We start from the raw sequence: 17,769 nt of genomic DNA, 5'->3' as shown, positions 1-17,769 counted from the left end.
CCGGCCATCAATTGATCTGGAATGGATAAACCGAGCCCAGTTTAAGGATTTGCGTCAGTTCATCCAGTGCCGTCCGGCATTCAAGCAACAATTGCGGGTCCGCCAGATCGGTTTCGCTCAGGCGGTCGCGGTAGTGCTTTTCAACCCATGCGGTCAACGAACCGTACAACGGTGCGGTCATGATAACCCCTGGGTTGACGGCCGCCAGCTCGGTTTCGTTGAGCGCGACGCGCAGTCGCAGGCACGCCGGGCCACCGCCGTTCTGCATACTTTGCTTGAGGTCGAAGACTTTCACTTCGCAGATCAGGCCGCCGGAGCTGGTCAGACTTTGCAGGTAGGCCCACACGCGTTCGTTGGCCTGGCACTCTTGCGGCACGATCAACAGCATCGAACCGTCAGGACGCGACAGCAACTGACTGTTGAACAGGTAGGAGCGCACTGCATCGTCCACGGTGACCGCCGAACGCGGCACGCAGATCGACTGGAACTTGCCGCCGACCTTGGCCAGCTTGCCCTGCAACTCGGCCAGCATCTGCTCGGTGTCGAGGAACGCATCCTCGTGATGGAACAGGACTTCGCCGTTACCCACCGCGATCACGTCGTTGTGGAATACGCCCTGGTCGATCACCGCCGGGTTCTGTTGAGCGTAAACCACGCCCTCGTCACGCAGACCGTGCAGGCGCGCTACCGCTTGCGACGCTTCCAGGGTCTGGCGCGCCGGGTACTTTTGCGGCGCCGGGTAACGGGTGTCGAACGCACTGCGACCGAACACGAAGAACTCGACACCGGCCTCGCCGTATTCACGGCAGAAACGCGTGTGGTTGGCTGCGCCTTCGTCGCCGAACTGCGCCACCGCTGGCAATGCGGCGTGATGGGCGAAGTGCTGTTGATTGGCGAACATCGCACCGAGCACGCGACTGGTGGTCGGGTGTTCGATACTGCGGTGGTATTTGCAGTTGAGGTTGGCGGCGGTGAAATGCACGCGACCGTCAGCGGTGTCCGCGCTCGGGCTGACCGTGGCGGCGTTGGCCACCCACATGCTCGATGCCGAGCAACTGGCGACCAGCAGCGGCATGGCTTCTTTGGCGGCGCGCTCAATCACTTGCGCGTCGGTGCCACTGAAACCCAGACGGCGCAACGCGGCCACGTCCGGACGCTCCTGCGGCGCCAGCACGCCTTGCTGAAAGCCCATTTCCATCAGCGCTTTCATTTTCGCCAGGCCTTGCAGCGCCGCTTCCTTCGGGTTCGAGGATTGCTGGCTGTTGCTCTGGGACGCAACGTTGCCGTAGGACAGACCACCGTAGTTATGGGTCGGCCCCACTAGACCGTCAAAATTGACTTCATAGGATTTCATCAGCGAGGCTCCACGAGAATCTGTTGTTATAGGCATCGAGTAACAAATAGGTAAGACCGAGGTGCGGCTATCGCGAGCAGGCTCACTCCTACAGGGTTTGTGTCGTGCACAAATTGTGTGCCCACCATCAACCTGTAGGAGTGAGCCTGCTCGCGATTGAATATCACGCCATTTTCACGCCTGGGGTCAGAGCGGCTGGCAACACCAGGCTCGGCGTTTCCAGCGAGGCCACCGGGTACGCGCAGTAATCCGCCGCGTAGTAGGCGCTGGCGCGATGGTTGCCCGAAGCGCCGACACCGCCGAACGGCGCGCTGCTCGCAGCACCCGTCAGCTGTTTGTTCCAGTTGACGATCCCGGCACGGCTTTCCAGCCAGAACTGCTGATAACGCGCTTCGGAATCCGACAACAGACCTGCAGCCAAACCGTAGGCGGTGTCATTGGCTTCAGCGATCGCCGCTGCAAAATCAACGTAGCGGATCACCTGAAGCAGCGGGCCGAACAGTTCTTCGTCGGGACGCCCGGCCACCGCAGTCACGTCGAGAATGCCCGGGGTCAGCAAGGCCGATTGCGCTTGTGGCTGAGTCATTGCCAGCAGCGACACCGCGCCATTGGCCAACAGATGTTCCTGAGCGTCCATCAGCGCTTTGGCCGCGCCGAGGGAAATCACCGAGCCCATGAACGGCGCCGGCTGTTGATCGAACGCACCGACTTCAATCGTCGAACTGACTTCAACCAGACGCTTGAGCAGGCTGTCGCCCCACGCGCCTTGCGGCACCAGCAGACGACGGGCGCAAGTGCAGCGCTGGCCAGCCGAAATGAACGCCGACTGAATGATCGTGTACACCGCCGCGTCCAGATCAGCGACCTGATCGACCACCAGCGGGTTGTTGCCGCCCATTTCCAAAGCAAGAATCTTGTCCGGACGCCCGGCGAACTGCTGATGCAGGTGATTGCCGGTGCGGCTGGAGCCGGTGAAGAACAGACCGTCGATTCCCGGGTTGGCCGCCAGCGCGATGCCGGTTTCGCGAGCGCCTTGCAGCAGGTTCAGAACGCCTGCCGGCAGTCCGGCTTCGATCCAGCACTTGACCGTCAGCTCGGCGACTTTCGGGGTCAGTTCGCTTGGCTTGAACAGCACACTGTTACCGGCCAGCAGCGCCGGCACGATGTGCCCGTTCGGCAAGTGGCCAGGGAAGTTGTAAGGGCCGAACACCGCGACCACACCGTGTGGCTTGTGGCGCAATACGGCGGTAGCGTCACCCAGCGGGCCGCTCTTCTCGCCGGTACGTTCGCGGTAGCTCTGTACCGAAATCGCGATTTTGTTGACCATGCTGGTGACTTCGGTCGCGGCTTCCCACAGTGGCTTGCCGGTTTCCTCACCGATGGTGCGCGCCAGTTCGTCGCTGTGGTTTTTCAGCGCCGCGGCGAAGGCTTCGAGCACGCTGATGCGCTCGTCCAGCGAACACCGCGCCCAACCCGGGAATGCCTGACGGGCAGCCTGCACGGCGGACTCGACCTGAGCGGCAGTAGCGCCCTCCCCCGACCACAGCACTTGCTGGGTCACCGGGTTCAGCGACTGAAAGGCTTCGCCCTGACCGGCCAGCCATTCACCTGCGATGTAAAGCGAATTCATTATTTCGACTCCCGAGCAGCAGACAACGCCACGGCGCGCACTTGATCGCCAGCGTTGAGTTGAAGACGTTTGGCGGTCAGCGGATCGACCACCAGCGTGCCGGCGGCCAGACGGGCCGGGGCAGCAGTGATGCGGCAATCTTCGCGCTTGCGGTTATGGATGATGAACGGCGTGGCGTCATCGCCCGGCGTACCGATCGCCAGCACCAGCGCTTCGCTGTCGCGCACCGCGCGGATCTTGCTGGTTTCGCATTCGATGGCGGGACCGGCGTCGAAGATGTCGACGTAGCCCTGATAGCTGAAACCTTCGCTCTTGAGCATGGCCAGCGCCGGCTCGGTGTCCGGGTGCACCTGGCCGATAACGTTGCGCGCATCCGGCGACAGGAAGCAGGTGTACAGCGGGAATTTCGGCATCAGTTCGGCGATGAACGCCTTGTTGCCGACGCCAGTCAGGTAATCGGCCTGGCTGAATTCCATCTTGAAGAAGTGCCGCCCCAGGCTTTCCCAGAATGGCGAGCGGCCGGCTTCGTCGGACACGCCGCGCATCTCGGCGATAATCTTGTTGCCGAACAGCTCAGGGAACTCGGCGATGAACAGCATGCGCGCCTTGGACAGCATGCGGCCATTCAGACCCGTGCGGTAATCGGTATGCAGGAACAGCGAGCACAGTTCGGAGTTGCCGGTCAGGTCGTTGGCAAGGAACAGCGTCGGGATCTCGCGATAGATGTTCAGCTCCTGCGAGGCGCTGACGGTCAGGCCGACGCGAAAGTTGTACCACGGCTCACGCAGACCGACGGCGCCGGCGATGGCGGAAATCCCCACCACACGGCCGTTGTCGTCTTCGAGCACGAACAGGTAGTCCGCATCGCCACGGCCGGCTTCGCCGCGAAAGGTCTTCTCGGCCCAGCCGACCCGATGGGTCAGGCGTTCTTCGTTGGCCGGCAAAGTGGTCAGGCCGGTGCCGGTGCTGCGGGCCAGATCGATCAGCGCGGATAAATCGCTGCTGCGTACGGGACGAACAATCATGCTATCTCCTCAAACGGGCCGCCTTCGCCACCCGTGAAACTCGCTAAGGCGTTAAACCGCCACCAGGCGCACGCTGGCACCTTCACCGACGCCCAGGGCTTCGGCTGCTTCCAGATCCAGGGTCACCGGTTTGCCCGGCGCGTAGTCCAGTTCCAGCAACACCGCGCGGTAATCCTGCAACTGCGCGTTGGCCACCAGATACTGGCGTCCGGCACCTTTGACCGGCTCGCCGATCTTCACCGGCACCACACGGCTCTGGGCGATCGAACGGATCCCCGAAACGCGTGCATGCAGGGTCGGGCCACCGTCGAAAATGTCGATGTAGTGATCGGTCTCGAAGCCTTCGCGCATCAGGATGTCGAAGGTGATCTGCGCACGCGGGTGCACCTGGCCCATCGCTTCCTGAGCGGAATCCGGCAACAGCGGCACGTAGATCGGGTAATGCGGCATCAGTTCGGCGAGGAACGTGCGGCTCTTCAGGCCACACAGACGCTCGGCCTCGGCGTAGTTGAGGTCGAAGAAGTTGCGGCCGATCGCATCCCAGAATGGCGAGTCGCCGTTCTCGTCGCTGTAGCCGACGATCTCGGTCACCACCGAATCAGCGAAACGCTCCGGGTGGCTGGCGACGAACAGCAAGCGACCACGGGAGTTGAGCTCGGCCCACGGCGAACCCACCAGCTCGCGCTGCACGTAGAAACTGGTCAGCAAGCTGTTGCCGGTCAGGTCGTGGCACTGCGAAAGCACGTGGATCTTGTTGTGGATCTTCAGCTCGCGGGAGGCGTGAACGAAGGTCTCGTTGCGGAAGCTGTAAAACGGCTCCGAGTAACCGGCCGAGGCGACGATGGCCGAGCAGCCCACCAGCTTGCCGGTGGCGGTGTCTTCGAGGACGAAGAAATAGCTCTCCTCGCCGTTGAAGCTCACTTCGGCGGCAAACGAGGCTTCGCTCGCAGCGATCTTGTCGCTCAGACGTTCCACGTCATCCGGCAAGGAAGTGACACCAATCGGACTGTCCGCAGCCAGACGCTGTACCTCGCCCAGATCAGCCATTTGCGCAGGGCGCATCACCAGCATGGTGTCACTCCTTAATCTCAGAACTTACAGAAGAAATAACCGGGCCTACATGGAGATCAATGTAGGAGTGAGCCTGCTCGCGATTGCGGTCTGTCAGAAACCAATGAGTCGACTGACATACCGCAATCGCGAGCAGGCTCACTCCTACAGGTGATCTGGTCCGGCATAAAATTTTGATCGGCGCCTGAAAAACTCCAGGCGCCGAAGGGTCTATCAGGCTTGCGTCAGTTTCGCGGCAGCACGTTCGAAGCGGTCCAGACCGGCATCGATATCGGCATCTTCCACCACCAGGCTCGGGGCGAAACGGATCACGTCCGGGCCAGCCTGCAGAATCATCAGGCCTTCCTGTTCAGCGGCGTTGAAGATGTCCTTGGCCTTGCCTTTCCAGGCGTCGCTCAGCACGCAACCGATCAGCAGACCGAGGCCGCGCACCTGAGTGAACAGGCCGTACTTCTCGCCGATCTGCTGCAGACGGGTCTTGAACTTGTCGTGCTTGGCATTGACGCCATTCAGCACCTCAGGGGTGTTGATCACGTCGATTACCGCCTCAGCCACCGCGCACGCCAGCGGGTTGCCGCCGTATGTGGTGCCGTGGGTGCCGACGACCAGATGTTTAGCCAGCGCTTCGGTGGTCAGCATCGCCGCGATAGGGAAACCACCGCCCAGGCTCTTGGCGCTGGTCAGGATGTCCGGGGTCACGCCGTAATGCTGGTAAGCAAACAGGTTGCCGGTGCGGCCCATGCCGGTTTGCACTTCGTCGAACACCAGCAGCGCGTTGTTCGCGTCGCACAGTTCACGGGCACCTTGCAGGTAAGCCAGTTCGGCCGGCAGCACGCCGCCCTCGCCCTGGATCGGTTCCAGCACGACCGCGCAGGTCTTCTCGGAAACCGCGGCTTTCAGCGCTGCCAGATCGTTGTAAGGCACATGGGTGATGCCGGTGATTTTCGGACCGAAACCGTCGGAATACTTCGACTGGCCACCGACGTTGACGGTGAACAGTGTGCGGCCGTGGAAGCTGTTGAGCGCGGCGATGATTTCGTACTTCTCGCTGCCGAAACGGTCGAACGCCACACGACGGGCCAGCTTGAATGCGGCCTCGTTGGCTTCAGCGCCGGAGTTGCAGAAGAACACGCGCTCGGCGAACGTGGCGTCGATCAGCTTGTGCGCCAGGCGCAGGGCCGGTTCGTTGGTGAACACGTTGGACACGTGCCACAGCTTGTTCGCTTGCTCGGTCAAGGCACCGACCAGCGCCGGGTGCGCATGGCCCAATACGTTGACGGCGATGCCGCCGGCGAAGTCGATCAGCTCGCGGCCGGCCTGATCCCAGACGCGGGAACCGGCGCCACGCACCGGAATGAAAGCGGCAGGCGCGTAGTTTGGAACCATTACCTGGTCGAAATCGGCGCGTTGTACCGCAGCGTGCTCAACGGACATCGGAGTCTCCTGATGAGGGCCACCCGCCTGAAACTGGCGAGCGATGGGGGGATTGTAAGGACAGTTTTCAGCCCGGCCTTGCCGCCAAGCGACAACTTCTTATAGCGCAAACCCCGGATTTTCCCGGGTTTACGGCAATGCGACATATAGCGTCGCAAAGGCGCAGTTTAAACTGCACGCCGTCGTTTGCGCAGACGTACAGGGGATCTTACTCAAGAGAGTTTTACGGGGTGCGGTATATATGTACCGCACATCGAATCAATTCACGGTGTTTGCTATGGACTTCTCCCAGGCAAACGGCCGTCTCCATGATTCACGCAACCACCGATACCCCGGCAACACTGTCAGAAACCCTGCTGCTCCCCAGGCAGGACACACACTATCAACCGTTGCTTCAGGCCATTCCGACCTGGCTGAGCCAGACCTCGGCGTACAAGCGCGAGGCCTTGAAACGGGCCGACCTTCGGCTGGCTGTCAGCCTCAGGCAAGCATCGCGCAACGAGCATGCAACGCTGCGCGCGCTCAATGCCGCGCACTGGACCGCACACAACCGTGTCGAGCAAAGTCTTGCCCGACTGCAAGACGCCAAAGCCTTCGCCGCACCACTGCTGCGCGCCGAGATAGAAAAACGCTTTGGCTTGAAACTGGATGTCAGGCAGACCTTCCTGCGCCTGTACCTGCCCGCCCATGTCCCGTGGCTACGCATCAAGTCAGGGGCCGCGCGCACCTGGACCGTCTCACTGCTGGACGCTGCGCTGCACAATTTTGAAAGCAGCGAGACCGCCGATGATGCCTTTGAACCTGCCTCGGACTACGTCAGCCAGCCCTCTCCCGAAGGCCAGTTCGGCGTGCTGCCGAACATCGTCGAGACGATGCCGATCACGGCCTTCACCCGCCTGTGTCGCGAACTGGATATCGGCCAGCGCTATAACGCCTATCTGCAAGACAACCTGGGCATCAGCAATCCACCGGTCGCTGCCGTGCTGCAGCCCAAAGTTTGCGCAAGTGACAAAGCCGCGTTGGTCGCCGCCCTGCAAACGGCCTCCATGCAAAAGCTGTTGGGCACCGATGTTCATCGCCTGATTCTCGGCCTGCTCGACGGCTTGCAGCATTTGCGCCTCAATCGCCAGGCGTGGCACTGCCATGCACTGACGATGATGAAGGCCAGCCTCACGGGCATCGTGCTGTTCGCCCCGAATCTTGACGATGCGAACAGCGCAGCGCGAGTCGTGGCCTACATTCCCGATGATCCGCAGCACCCGGTCAAGGAGTACGCGAGTACCGGCGCCTTCGCCCTGGAACTGGCGCAGCGCCTGCGCGACCCGGACTATCAAGCCTTCTTCAGCCGCTTCGTCGACCATGCCGACCGGGGATATTTCTTTGGCCAACTGAAGACTCTGCTCGGCCCCGTCACCTGGCAACCGGTGCCCGCCGGCGACCCACGTCCGACCTGGCGCGAGAGCCCGAACGCACGTCCTCTTCTGCAAGTTGCCGCGACACCGATTCGGGGTGATCTGTGGGGGTATCTCTACCAACGCAAACTCGACAAGATTCTCAACGACGCCAGCGTCATCGCCATCTCGACTGCGACGGTCGATCGCAAGGCACGCTGGGCGCTCTGGGATTCCTTCACGGAGATCGCGCAGACATTGCTCAACATCGCCGTGTTCGTCGCCCTGCCGTTCGTGCCGTTTCTTGGCGAATTGATGCTGGCCTATACGGCGTACCAATTGCTCGACGAAACCTTCGAGGGCATCGTCGACTGGGCCGAAGGGCTGCACCGCGAAGCATTCGAACACCTGATGGGGGTCGTGGAGTCCGTGGTGCAGGTCGGCACTTTTGTGGCCGGAGGCGCGATCGCCGCAGGCGAGTTCCGCGCCATGCTGCCGGCTCAAACCGTTGCGTTCATCGATCGATTCATTCCGACCAACCCGAGCAACGCAAAGAGCCGCTACTGGAAGCCCGACCTGCGCCCTTATGAGCTTCCTGACACCTTGCCCAAAGACGCCAGACCCGATGCGCTTGGTCTGCACACCCATCAGGGCAAGACATTACTGGCGCTGGAAGAAAAGCTGTATATCGTCAGCCGCGATCCCCGAACAGGCGAGCATCGAATTGACCATCCGAGCCGCCCCGACGCTTACAAACCCGCCCTCAAGCACAACACCACCGGTGCCTGGAAAACCGAACTCGATCAGCCGCTGAGCTGGGATCGCCCCACCTTGCTCAAACGCAGCAACCCGCAGATGCAACGTCTGCCCGCAGACCTGCAAGAGCGCCTGCTGAACATCAGCGGCTGCCGGGAAAACGCCTTGCGCCAAATGCATGTCGAGCATGAACCGCTGCCACTGCTGCTGGCCGACACTCTGCAGCGCTGGCAGATCGATCAGGACATTCAATTGTTCATCGACCAGATCGGCAGCCGCCGCGCCGAGGATTATCTCAAGGCCGATCCCGCCACCCAACTGCAAGTGCTCTTCGATAACGGCTACTGGCCCGCTGACCATGGCCTGCAACTGATCGATCAGCAGGGAAAAACCCTGTGGCGCAGTCCCGCTCCCAATGTGCCGTTTGTACGAATCGAAGCTTCACGACTGGATAATGGCGACCTGCTCAAGACCTGCCTGCAACAACTGACAGAGTCGCAAAGACGCACGCTATTGGGCGAAGCATTGCATACGCCCGCACCGCCGACTGAGGTTCGCGCCGCCAACCTTCGCCGCACAATCGCCGAGCTTGCACAACGCAAGCGACAAAGCCTGTTCGAGGATCGCTACGACCGACTGCAACGCGGCGCCGGCCCACTGACGCAGACATTGATGGATGCCGAACCCGGCGTGCCGAAGGCATTGGCGCAAGCGCTTGTGGAATCAATGAGTGACGCCGAACGCCTGCAACTGCAGCGCGGCACACTCTCCGAACGGCTGGTTGACCTGACTCGAGAGGCCGGCCTGCAAGTCCGTGCGGCTCGGGCCCTCGAAGGGCTGGAGCTGACGGTAACAAGCAACAACCTGGATACGGATCGGCTGGCACTCCATTCGCTACCACGGCTACCGGGCTGGTCGTCGTCGGTTCGAATCGAGATAAGGCATTACACCCACAGCGGGCCGCTCCTCGACAGTATTGGCCCGCAGGACGCCCTCATCCGCAAAGTGCTGGTGCTGACCGCGCAGGGCGACTACCAGCCTTTCGACAATACAGGTGAATCGCTCAGTGCGTCGGGGTCGCTGTATTGGAGCCTGTTGCATGCACTGCCTGACACCGAACGCTCGACGTTGAACCTCCACATCACGCAGGAGCAGAAGCTCAAGCAGTTGATTGGTGATCACGCACTCGACCGTGAAGCGCTGCTGAATCTGCTCGCGCAAAACCCCGATCGCAAACCCGCTTACGATCCAGCCGTCATGCGCCTGCTTGGCGGCACAGCCGGGTATCGGCGCACCCCCGCCAACACACCGACCTTGCAGATGCATGCCCACTGGCTGCTGCCGCATTTACTGCCTGAAGAGCTGAGCGCGTTTGTCGAACGGTTGCAGCGCCATCCGAGTGGCCCCCGAGGAGAACTGAACCGTTTGATCGTTGAACGCAAACACCTGGACGAAGTTCTGAATCCGTGGATTGATCGCATTCCCATTGCCCACCCGGATACCGGCGCCCGCCTCACCACAGAGCAATATGCGATTCAGCGTCATCGCAGGCGGCAGATGAGGGTCGACATTCTGGACTGCTGGAAGCAGCAGGTTTACTTGTCCGAGGACGCCGATCAAAGCATCGATCTGCGCCTCTCACAGCCCATCATGGGTGAGCTGCCACAGCTGGGAGTGAACTTCAGTCACGTCGACTACCTGACCATCGAGGGTGTCGGCAGCACTCAGGGCGTACATGGGTTTCTGAACGGATTTACCGGGCTGCGCCGCCTGGCGTTGCGCAGCTTTCAACTGGGTAGCCTCCCGGAAGCGATCAGTCGATCACCACAATTGCGCGAACTGATTCTCAGCGACTGCGGTATCACCCTGACACCCGAGAGCCAGGCATCACTGGCGGGCCTGACTCAGCTGAAAACCCTGGACTTGTACAGAAACCCGCTCGGACTCCTTCCCAATGTCGAACGAATGGCGAAACTGAATTACATCGACCTTTCGGAAACCGGTATATCCGAGCTCCCGACCGGGCTCCTCAGCCGTCCGCAACTGCGAACCGCACTGCTCAATGACAACCGGATCCAGTCACTGCCTTCCATCCTGTTCGAGCTTCCTGGCAACATTCCGGAAGGTTTCGATCTGGGCGGTAATCCGATTGCTGCAGCCGACCGTGAACGCATCAAGCACTACTTCAACGAAACACGACAGGACTTCGGCGTATTGGCCGAGCCAGCCGATTTGTTGCGCGTACAGACGCTGTACACGCGCATGGACCAGGAACAGGCCAGTGAGTTTTTTTATCTCCTGCCCGGCACTCTGGCCGAGGGGCGAGTCGAGCTTGCACGGCTTGAAAGCGAATACAGTGCCTTGAGCACCAACCTCGCCACCTGGGCGATCGACCATCCGCCCCTGCACCCGATCAGTGGCGAGCCCTTCACGATCGAGGAACTATTGAACGAGTACGCGGCACGTCATGAGTTCAAATCCCTCGTAGAACAGTGCTGGCGCCGGGAAACCGAGCTTGATGAGCTGGATCAGAACCGTCAGCCACTTCATGACCTGAATTTACCGACGATCATCACCGGTCATCTGCCTGCGCTCGATGCCGACTTCAGCCATGTCACGCACCTGTACCTGAGAAGCCGCCCGGGCCAGACGTTCGGGGTTGAGCAGTTCGTGGAGACGTTCGCCAGTCTGCGGGGCCTGACGATTTATCAATACCGACTCGAGGACATCCCGCCGGCAGTCTTTCGCATGGCTGAGCTGACCCATTTGTCACTCTCGCAATGCGACCTCACGCTCACACGCCAAACAGCATTGGCGCTTGCGCAAATGGAACGCCTGGATCATCTGGACCTGAGTGATAATCCACTGGGCGAGGCACCGGATGTCAGCCAGATGACTGACTTGACGACCCTGATGCTGGACAACACCGGCATCACCGAACTGCCACCGGGCTTGCTGCAACTCGAACATCTGGAAATCGCCGACCTGAGTGACAACGCGATCGCTGAGGTTCCCAGCGATATTCTGGAGCTGCCAGTGGAGCGCGCCGAAAAGTTCAGCCTCAGGGGCAACCCACTCTCGCCAATCAGCCTTCAACGACTGATCGCCTACTTCAGAAACCACCGCATCGATTTTGGCGTGGAGGAAGTCATCGAGCGCGCGGAAATGGAGGTATCTACTTCCGAGGATTCCGGGGTCGATGAATGACTGTCAGGGGGGGCGGACTGCGTCAACCGCGCTCTGGCGGCACTGACGACAACTCGAAGGGGCTGCTGCTGCGCCGCTGGTTGCGATCTTCGCGCGGCGTGGCGCCGAAGAAGTTGCGGTAGGCGCTGGAGAAATGCGGCCCCGAAGAGAAACCGCAGGACAGGCCGATCTGGATGATCGACTTGCTGGTTTGCATCAACATCTGCCGGGCCTTGTTCAGGCGCAGTTCCAGGTAGTACTGGCTCGGCACGCGGTTGAGGTATTGCTTGAAGATTCGTTCCAACTGCCGACGGGATACGCACACGTGCTGGGCGATTTCGTCGGTGGTCAGCGGCTCTTCAATGTTGGCTTCCATCAGCAGCACCGCCTGGGTGAGCTTCGGATGGCTGGAACCGAGGCGGTTCTGCAATGGAATACGTTGGCGCTCGCCGCCCTCGCGGATGCGTTCGACCACCAGTTCTTCGGACACCGCACCGGCCAGTTCCGCCCCGTGATCACGGGCCAGCACCGCCAACAGCAAGTCGAGGACCGACATGCCGCCACACGCGGTCAGGCGATCGCGATCCCAGTCGAACAGATGGCTGGTGGCGATGACTTTCGGGAACCGTTCGGCGAAATCGTCCTGCCAGCGCCAGTGCACGGCCGCGCGGTAACCGTCGAGCAAACCAAGCTGCGCCAGCGGATAGACACCGGCCGACAACCCACCGATCACGCAACCGGCACGCACCAGTTGCTTGAGCGCGCTGCTGAGCGCCGGAGCCAGAGTGGTCGGCGGCTCGTCAGCGAGCAGGAACAGTTTCTGGAAATTTTCCAGCTTGCCGGTCCAGGCCTCGCCGGGCAGTTGCCAGGCACCTGCGGCCGCCGTTTCTGTCACGGCTTCGGCCTGCAGGAACGACAGTTCATAAACCACCTCCGGGTGTACCCGCTGAGCAACGCGCAAGGCCTCCTCCGCCAGCGCCAGCGTCAGAGCTTTAGTGCTGGGCCAAATCAGGAAACCAATTCGATGGGCAGTCATGGGCGGGCAATCCGAAACGAAGAACGGTGATGAAGGCATGGGCCAATGCTAGCCCGTAATCGAAGCTGTCGCAGGTCCATTGTGGGAGCGGGCTTGCTCGCGAAAGCGGTGGTTCAGACAGCAATGATGTTGACTGATCGACCGCTTTCGCGAGCAAGCCCGCTCCCACAGGGGGGGACCGAGCCAGTCTTCAGGTCGCGAAGCATGACCTAATTGGGTGCATAACGGCAGCGATTACTTAAGGCTGCCCGAGAGGAATTGTTGCAAACGCTCCGATTGCGGATTGACCAGCACTTCGCGCGGGTTGCCGCTCTCTTCAACAACACCTTTGTGCAGGAACACCAACTGGTTCGACACTTCACGGGCAAAGCCCATTTCGTGCGTCACCACGACCATGGTGCGACCTTCCTGAGCCAGCGCTTGCATCACTTTAAGCACGTCGCCGACCAGCTCCGGGTCGAGGGCCGACGTCGGTTCGTCGAACAGCATCACTTCCGGCTCCATCGCCAGCGCACGGGCAATCGCCACACGCTGCTGCTCGCCACCGGACATGTGTCCAGGGAACGCGTCTTTACGATGCGCCACGCCGACCTTGTTCAGGTAGTGCTCGGCCTTCTCGCGAGCTTCGGCCTTGGATACGCCGAGTACGTGGACCGGCGCTTCCATGATGTTTTCAATCGCAGTCATATGCGACCACAGGTTGAAATGCTGGAACACCATCGACAGGCGCGAACGCATGCGTTGCAGCTGTTTCGGATCAGCGGCTTTCAGCGCGCCATCCTTGTTCGCCACCAGTTTCAGCTCTTCGTTGTTGAGCAGGATCTTGCCCGCGTGCGGCTGTTCGAGCAGGTTGATGCAACGCAGGAAAGTACTTTTGCCGGAGCCACTGGAGCCGATGATGCTGATCACATCGCCGGCTGCCGCTTTCAGGGACACGCCCTTGAGCACTTCGTGACTGCCATAGCGTTTATGCAGGTCTTGGACTTCAAGTTTGTACATGCGGTCGGTTCTCACAAAAACAGTCAGTCAGTCGTTGAGCAAGCGCCCGTGACGCAGCGCTTCGCGCCCCGCCACCTTGGCCAGCCAGAAACCGGGTTGGGCATAGCGCAGCCGTTCAATGGCAAACAGCACCCCGGAGGTACCAGCACATACCGTGCTGACCCGATCGGACACAGGATCGATCACTTCGAAAATCTCATCCCCGGCTTCGACCCACTCGCCGGGTTTACGCAAAAAGCTCACCACTCCGGGGTGCGGTGCCAACAGCAATTCAGTGCCTTCGAACGGCATGCCTTCACAGGCTTCGTGTGCCGGGTTCGGCCACTCACCGGTGATCAAGCCCTGCTCGGCAAGGAACCCCAGAATGCCTTCGGCCCACGCCACCGCATCAGCGCGGTCGGTATTGGCCTGACCGCCCAGCTCGACGGTAGTCGCCAGGCACGCCAGCGGAATCTGCGCGTCCGGGAACTGCCGCGACAGACGCAGCCAAGGCAACGAGCACGCTTCGTCGAACGAACTGCCACCAGAATCTTCCGCCAGCAAGCCAACCCGCACGTTCAGATGCGCGGCCAGCGAACGCCACTGCGGCCAGTGCTGCGGCAGCGCGTACATGTGCAGCGCGGCTTCAGCGTCGCAATGCAGATCGAGCACCACATCGGCGGTGCAGGCGTGGCTCAGCAAAACACGCTGCATGCCTTGCAACTGACTGCTCGCCTCAGGCAATGCCGCCAAGTGATCAGCCATGGCCTGACGGATCAGGCGAATGTTGGCGTGCGGATCGTCACCGAGGCGGTCAGCCAATGCCGCCGCAACCGGCGCGCTCAGCTCGACGAAATCGCGGTTGAAATTCTTGCCGCTGCCCGCCTCGAAACGCCCCTGATGATTGCCTTGCAGCAATTGGCCGAGGCCCAGCGGGTTGGCGACTGGCACCAGCTCGATCACACCGTTGAGCAGCCCTTGGGCTTCGAGTTCGCCAAGGCGCTTTTTTAGCTCCCAGGCGGTGCGCATGCCGGGCAATTCGTCAGCGTGCAGGCTGGCTTGAATGTAAGCCTTGCGTTCACCGTTGCCGAAGCGGAATACCGAGATCTTGCGCTCGCTGCCCAAGTGGCTCCACGGCAATACGTGGTCGATGCGTTCCATATCAGTGCTTCCGCGGGGCCAGGTAGCTCAGCCAGCGACGCTCGGCCAGCTTGAACAGGCGCACCAGAATAAAGGTCAGGCACAGGTAGAACAGGCCGGCGGTGATGTACGCCTCGAACGGCAGGTAATACTGCGCGTTGACGGTACGAGCCGCGCCGGTGATGTCGATCAGGGTCACGATGGACGCCAGACTGGTGGTCTGCAGCATCATGATCACTTCGTTGCTGTACTGCGGCAGCGCCCGGCGCAGGGCCGATGGCAACAGGATGCGCTTGTACATCTTGAAGCGCGACATGCCCATGGCCTTGGCGGCTTCGATCTCGCCGTTCGGCGTGGCCTTGAGGCTGCCGGCGATGATTTCGGCGGTGTAGGCACTGGTGTTGACCGCAAACGCCAGGCACGCACAGAACGTCGCGCTGGACAGCCACGGCCAGAGGAAGCTTTCACGCACCGCTTCGAACTGGGCCAGACCGTAGTAGATCAAAAACAGCTGCACCAGCATCGGTGTGCCGCGAATCACGTAGGTGTAGAGCCACGCGATACCGTTGACCACGGTGTTCTTGGAAACGCGCATCAGACCCAGCGGCAGCGCCGCCAGCAGACCGAACAACAGCGACAGCGCGAGCAGTTTGAGGGTGGTCAGCAGCCCGCCGAGGTACAGCGGCATGGCCTCCCAAATGACGTTGTAGTCGAAGATCATAGATCAGCCGCCCTTACGCCTACCGAGTAGCGCTTCTCAAGGTGACGCAGCGCCAGCAACGAGACACTGGTGATCACCAGGTACATCGCCGCCACTGCGAGGAAGAAGGTGAAAGGCTCGCGGGTGGCATCTGCCGCCTGCTTGGCCTTGAACATCATGTCTTGCAGACCGACCACCGAAATCAGCGCGGTCGCCTTGGTCAGCACCAGCCAGTTGTTGGTGAAGCCGGGAATCGCCAGGCGAATCATCTGCGGCACCATCACCCGGAAAAACACCTGAAAACTGCTCATGCCGTACGCCATGCCGGCTTCGGCCTGGCCTTTAGGGATCGCCATGAAGGCGCCACGGAAGGTTTCCGACAGGTACGCACCGAAGATGAAACCGAGGGTGCCGATACCGGCGGCCAGCGGGTTCAGGTCGATGTAGTCGTCATAGCCGAGCATCGGGGCGACGCGGTTGAGCAAGTCCTGACCGCCGTAGAAGATCAGCAGGATCAGCACCAGGTCGGGAATCCCGCGGATCACCGTGGAATACAGATCGCCCAGCCACGCCAGCCAACGAATCGGCGACAGGCGCAACGCGACCCCGATCAGCCCGAGAACGATGGCCAGGGCCATGGACGACAAGGCGAGCTGAAGCGTCAGCCATGCGCCATCGAGGATGACAGCCCCGTAGCCTTTCAACATGATTCAGGTCCTCGAAAGTTGGGATGAAAAAATGGCGCAAACCGCAGAGATCCTGTTGCTTGCGCCATTTCTGACTTGTCGCAGAGACGTGTTACTTGCCGTAGATATCGAAGGCGAAGTATTTGTCCTGGATAGCTTTGTATTTGCCGTTTTCGCGGATGGCCGCGATGGCGGCGTTGATCTTGTCTTTCAGCGCGTCGCCTTTGCGCACAGCGATGCCTACGCCGTCGCCGAAGTATTTGACGTCGGTGAACTGTGGACCGACGAAGGCGAAGCCTTTACCGGAGTCAGTGTTCAGGAAGCCGTCCTGCAGCAGGGTGGCGTCAGCCACGGTACCGTCGAGGCGACCGGCGGCCACGTCGAGGTAGATTTCGTTCTGCGAGCCGTATGGCTTGATCTCGGCACCCAGCGGGGCCAGGACTTCGCGGGCGAAACGCTCGTGGATCGAACCACGTTGCACGCCGATGTTCTTGCCCTTCAGCTCACTCAGGTTTTCGCTGACTTGAGTGCCAGCCTTCATGACCAGACGCGCCGGGGTGTTGTAGTACTTGTTGGTGAAGTCCACAGACTTCTTGCGGTCTTCAGTGATCGACATCGACGACAGGATCGCGTCGATCTTGCGCACTTTGAGTGCCGGGATCAGACCGTCGAACTCTTGCTCGACCCACACGCACTTGACCTGCATCTGCTCGCACAGGGCGTTGCCGATGTCGTAGTCGAAACCGACGATGCTACCGTCCGGCGCTTTGGAGGCGAACGGAGGGTAAGCCGCTTCGATACCGATCTTCAGAGGTTTTTCATCAGCGAAGGAATTCAGCGACAGCACGGACAGTGCCAGGGCGCCAAGCAGCACAAGTTTCTTCATCTTGGGACTCCATCGGTAAAGGGCAAAAACGGCAGAGTGAGCGACAGCCCAATATGCGAATGGGTGAATCGGAAAAGCGGCGCAGCATCGGTAGGAAATTTCCCATTGAAACCACCAGGGATTTCAACGTCAGCCACGATGAGCGAGTGATCGGCATTCTAACGACAGGCCCGAAGCCGATATTTCTTCAATGCGACAACTAATTACAGATGCACAGAGAAACCCGCTTGAGCGCATTGACAGCCTTGCAAAATCATGCAAGAGCGAAAGACAGTGAACCGATCTATGCTGCAAATTGCGGGCCTATTATTCGCAAACCCTTCTAATCCGGCAAGCGCAGCGTTGTGTCTTATTTTTCACCGGGGGTTTCGAGGCTCTAAAACGGGGCGATGCGTTTCCCTTTGCCCCGTCGCGGGGCGGTCGGTTACACATTTGGTTACGTGGAAAGCGGCGGGTAACAGCGGGAAAGGTCTTACGGGGTAGATCGATAATTATT

12 protein-coding genes are annotated in these 17,769 nt (G+C 60.7%); 1 reads left to right on the top strand and 11 read right to left on the bottom strand.

Annotated elements, in window-relative coordinates; translation table 11 throughout:
* Positions 1 to 7: 7 nt before the first annotated feature.
* The 5 genes from astB to QMK55_RS20525 all read right to left on the bottom strand — a co-directional run bounded on the left by astB (position 8) and on the right by QMK55_RS20525 (position 6,514).
* Positions 8 to 1,354 carry an N-succinylarginine dihydrolase gene (gene astB / locus QMK55_RS20545; protein ID WP_320329871.1) on the bottom strand — a complete coding sequence of 449 codons (1,347 nt, stop codon included), beginning with the start codon at positions 1,352 to 1,354 and terminating at the stop codon, positions 8 to 10.
* A gap of 163 nt (positions 1,355 to 1,517) precedes the next feature.
* Positions 1,518 to 2,987 (bottom strand): succinylglutamate-semialdehyde dehydrogenase, encoded by a 1,470-nt coding sequence (gene astD / locus QMK55_RS20540; RefSeq protein ID WP_320330273.1) that lies wholly within the window; start codon positions 2,985 to 2,987, stop codon positions 1,518 to 1,520.
* Positions 2,984 to 4,009, bottom strand: coding sequence for an arginine N-succinyltransferase (gene astA / locus QMK55_RS20535; RefSeq protein ID WP_320329870.1), 1,026 nt, complete (start codon positions 4,007 to 4,009; stop codon positions 2,984 to 2,986). The genes astD and astA overlap by 4 nt, the downstream gene beginning before the upstream one ends.
* A gap of 51 nt (positions 4,010 to 4,060) precedes the next feature.
* Positions 4,061 to 5,080 (bottom strand): arginine/ornithine succinyltransferase subunit alpha, encoded by a 1,020-nt coding sequence (aruF, locus tag QMK55_RS20530; protein WP_025112905.1) that lies wholly within the window; start codon positions 5,078 to 5,080, stop codon positions 4,061 to 4,063.
* A 213-nt stretch (positions 5,081 to 5,293) separates the two neighbouring features.
* A complete protein-coding gene (locus QMK55_RS20525; RefSeq protein WP_102354223.1) occupies positions 5,294 to 6,514 on the bottom strand; it encodes an aspartate aminotransferase family protein in 1,221 nt (406 codons plus the stop codon).
* Here QMK55_RS20525 and QMK55_RS20520 point away from each other — a divergent pair.
* Positions 6,457 to 11,868, top strand: a complete 5,412-nt coding sequence (locus QMK55_RS20520) for a dermonecrotic toxin domain-containing protein (RefSeq protein WP_320329869.1) — start codon at positions 6,457 to 6,459, stop codon at positions 11,866 to 11,868. The two genes, QMK55_RS20525 and QMK55_RS20520, sit on opposite strands and share 58 nt — an antisense overlap.
* Before the next feature lie 22 nt (positions 11,869 to 11,890).
* Here QMK55_RS20520 and argR read toward each other — a convergent pair whose 3' ends face one another.
* The 6 genes from argR to QMK55_RS20490 all read right to left on the bottom strand — a co-directional run bounded on the left by argR (position 11,891) and on the right by QMK55_RS20490 (position 17,273).
* Complete coding sequence (gene argR, locus QMK55_RS20515; protein ID WP_178082077.1) at positions 11,891 to 12,883, bottom strand: transcriptional regulator ArgR; 993 nt, start codon at positions 12,881 to 12,883, stop codon at positions 11,891 to 11,893.
* 234 nt (positions 12,884 to 13,117) lie between these two features.
* A complete protein-coding gene (locus tag QMK55_RS20510; RefSeq protein ID WP_102354226.1) occupies positions 13,118 to 13,882 on the bottom strand; it encodes an ABC transporter ATP-binding protein in 765 nt (254 codons plus the stop codon).
* Between the two features lie 27 nt (positions 13,883 to 13,909).
* Entirely contained in the window at positions 13,910 to 15,022 is a 1,113-nt protein-coding gene (locus tag QMK55_RS20505; protein ID WP_102354227.1) for a M14 family metallopeptidase, read from the bottom strand.
* A gap of 1 nt (position 15,023) precedes the next feature.
* A complete protein-coding gene (locus tag QMK55_RS20500; RefSeq protein WP_102354228.1) occupies positions 15,024 to 15,722 on the bottom strand; it encodes an ABC transporter permease in 699 nt (232 codons plus the stop codon).
* On the bottom strand, positions 15,719 to 16,408 hold the full coding sequence (locus QMK55_RS20495; RefSeq protein WP_003227287.1) for an ABC transporter permease: 690 nt from the start codon (positions 16,406 to 16,408) through the stop codon (positions 15,719 to 15,721). Before QMK55_RS20495 ends, QMK55_RS20500 begins: the two co-directional genes overlap by 4 nt.
* A 91-nt stretch (positions 16,409 to 16,499) precedes the next feature.
* Positions 16,500 to 17,273: an ABC transporter substrate-binding protein gene (locus QMK55_RS20490; RefSeq protein ID WP_102354229.1), complete on the bottom strand. Its 774-nt coding sequence runs from the start codon at positions 17,271 to 17,273 to the stop codon at positions 16,500 to 16,502.
* Positions 17,274 to 17,769 lie beyond the last annotated feature (496 nt).

The sequence above is a fragment of the Pseudomonas sp. P8_229 genome (assembly GCF_034008635.1).
Lineage (GTDB): Bacteria > Pseudomonadota > Gammaproteobacteria > Pseudomonadales > Pseudomonadaceae > Aquipseudomonas.
This window is presented reverse-complemented; position numbering and strand designations above follow the sequence as displayed.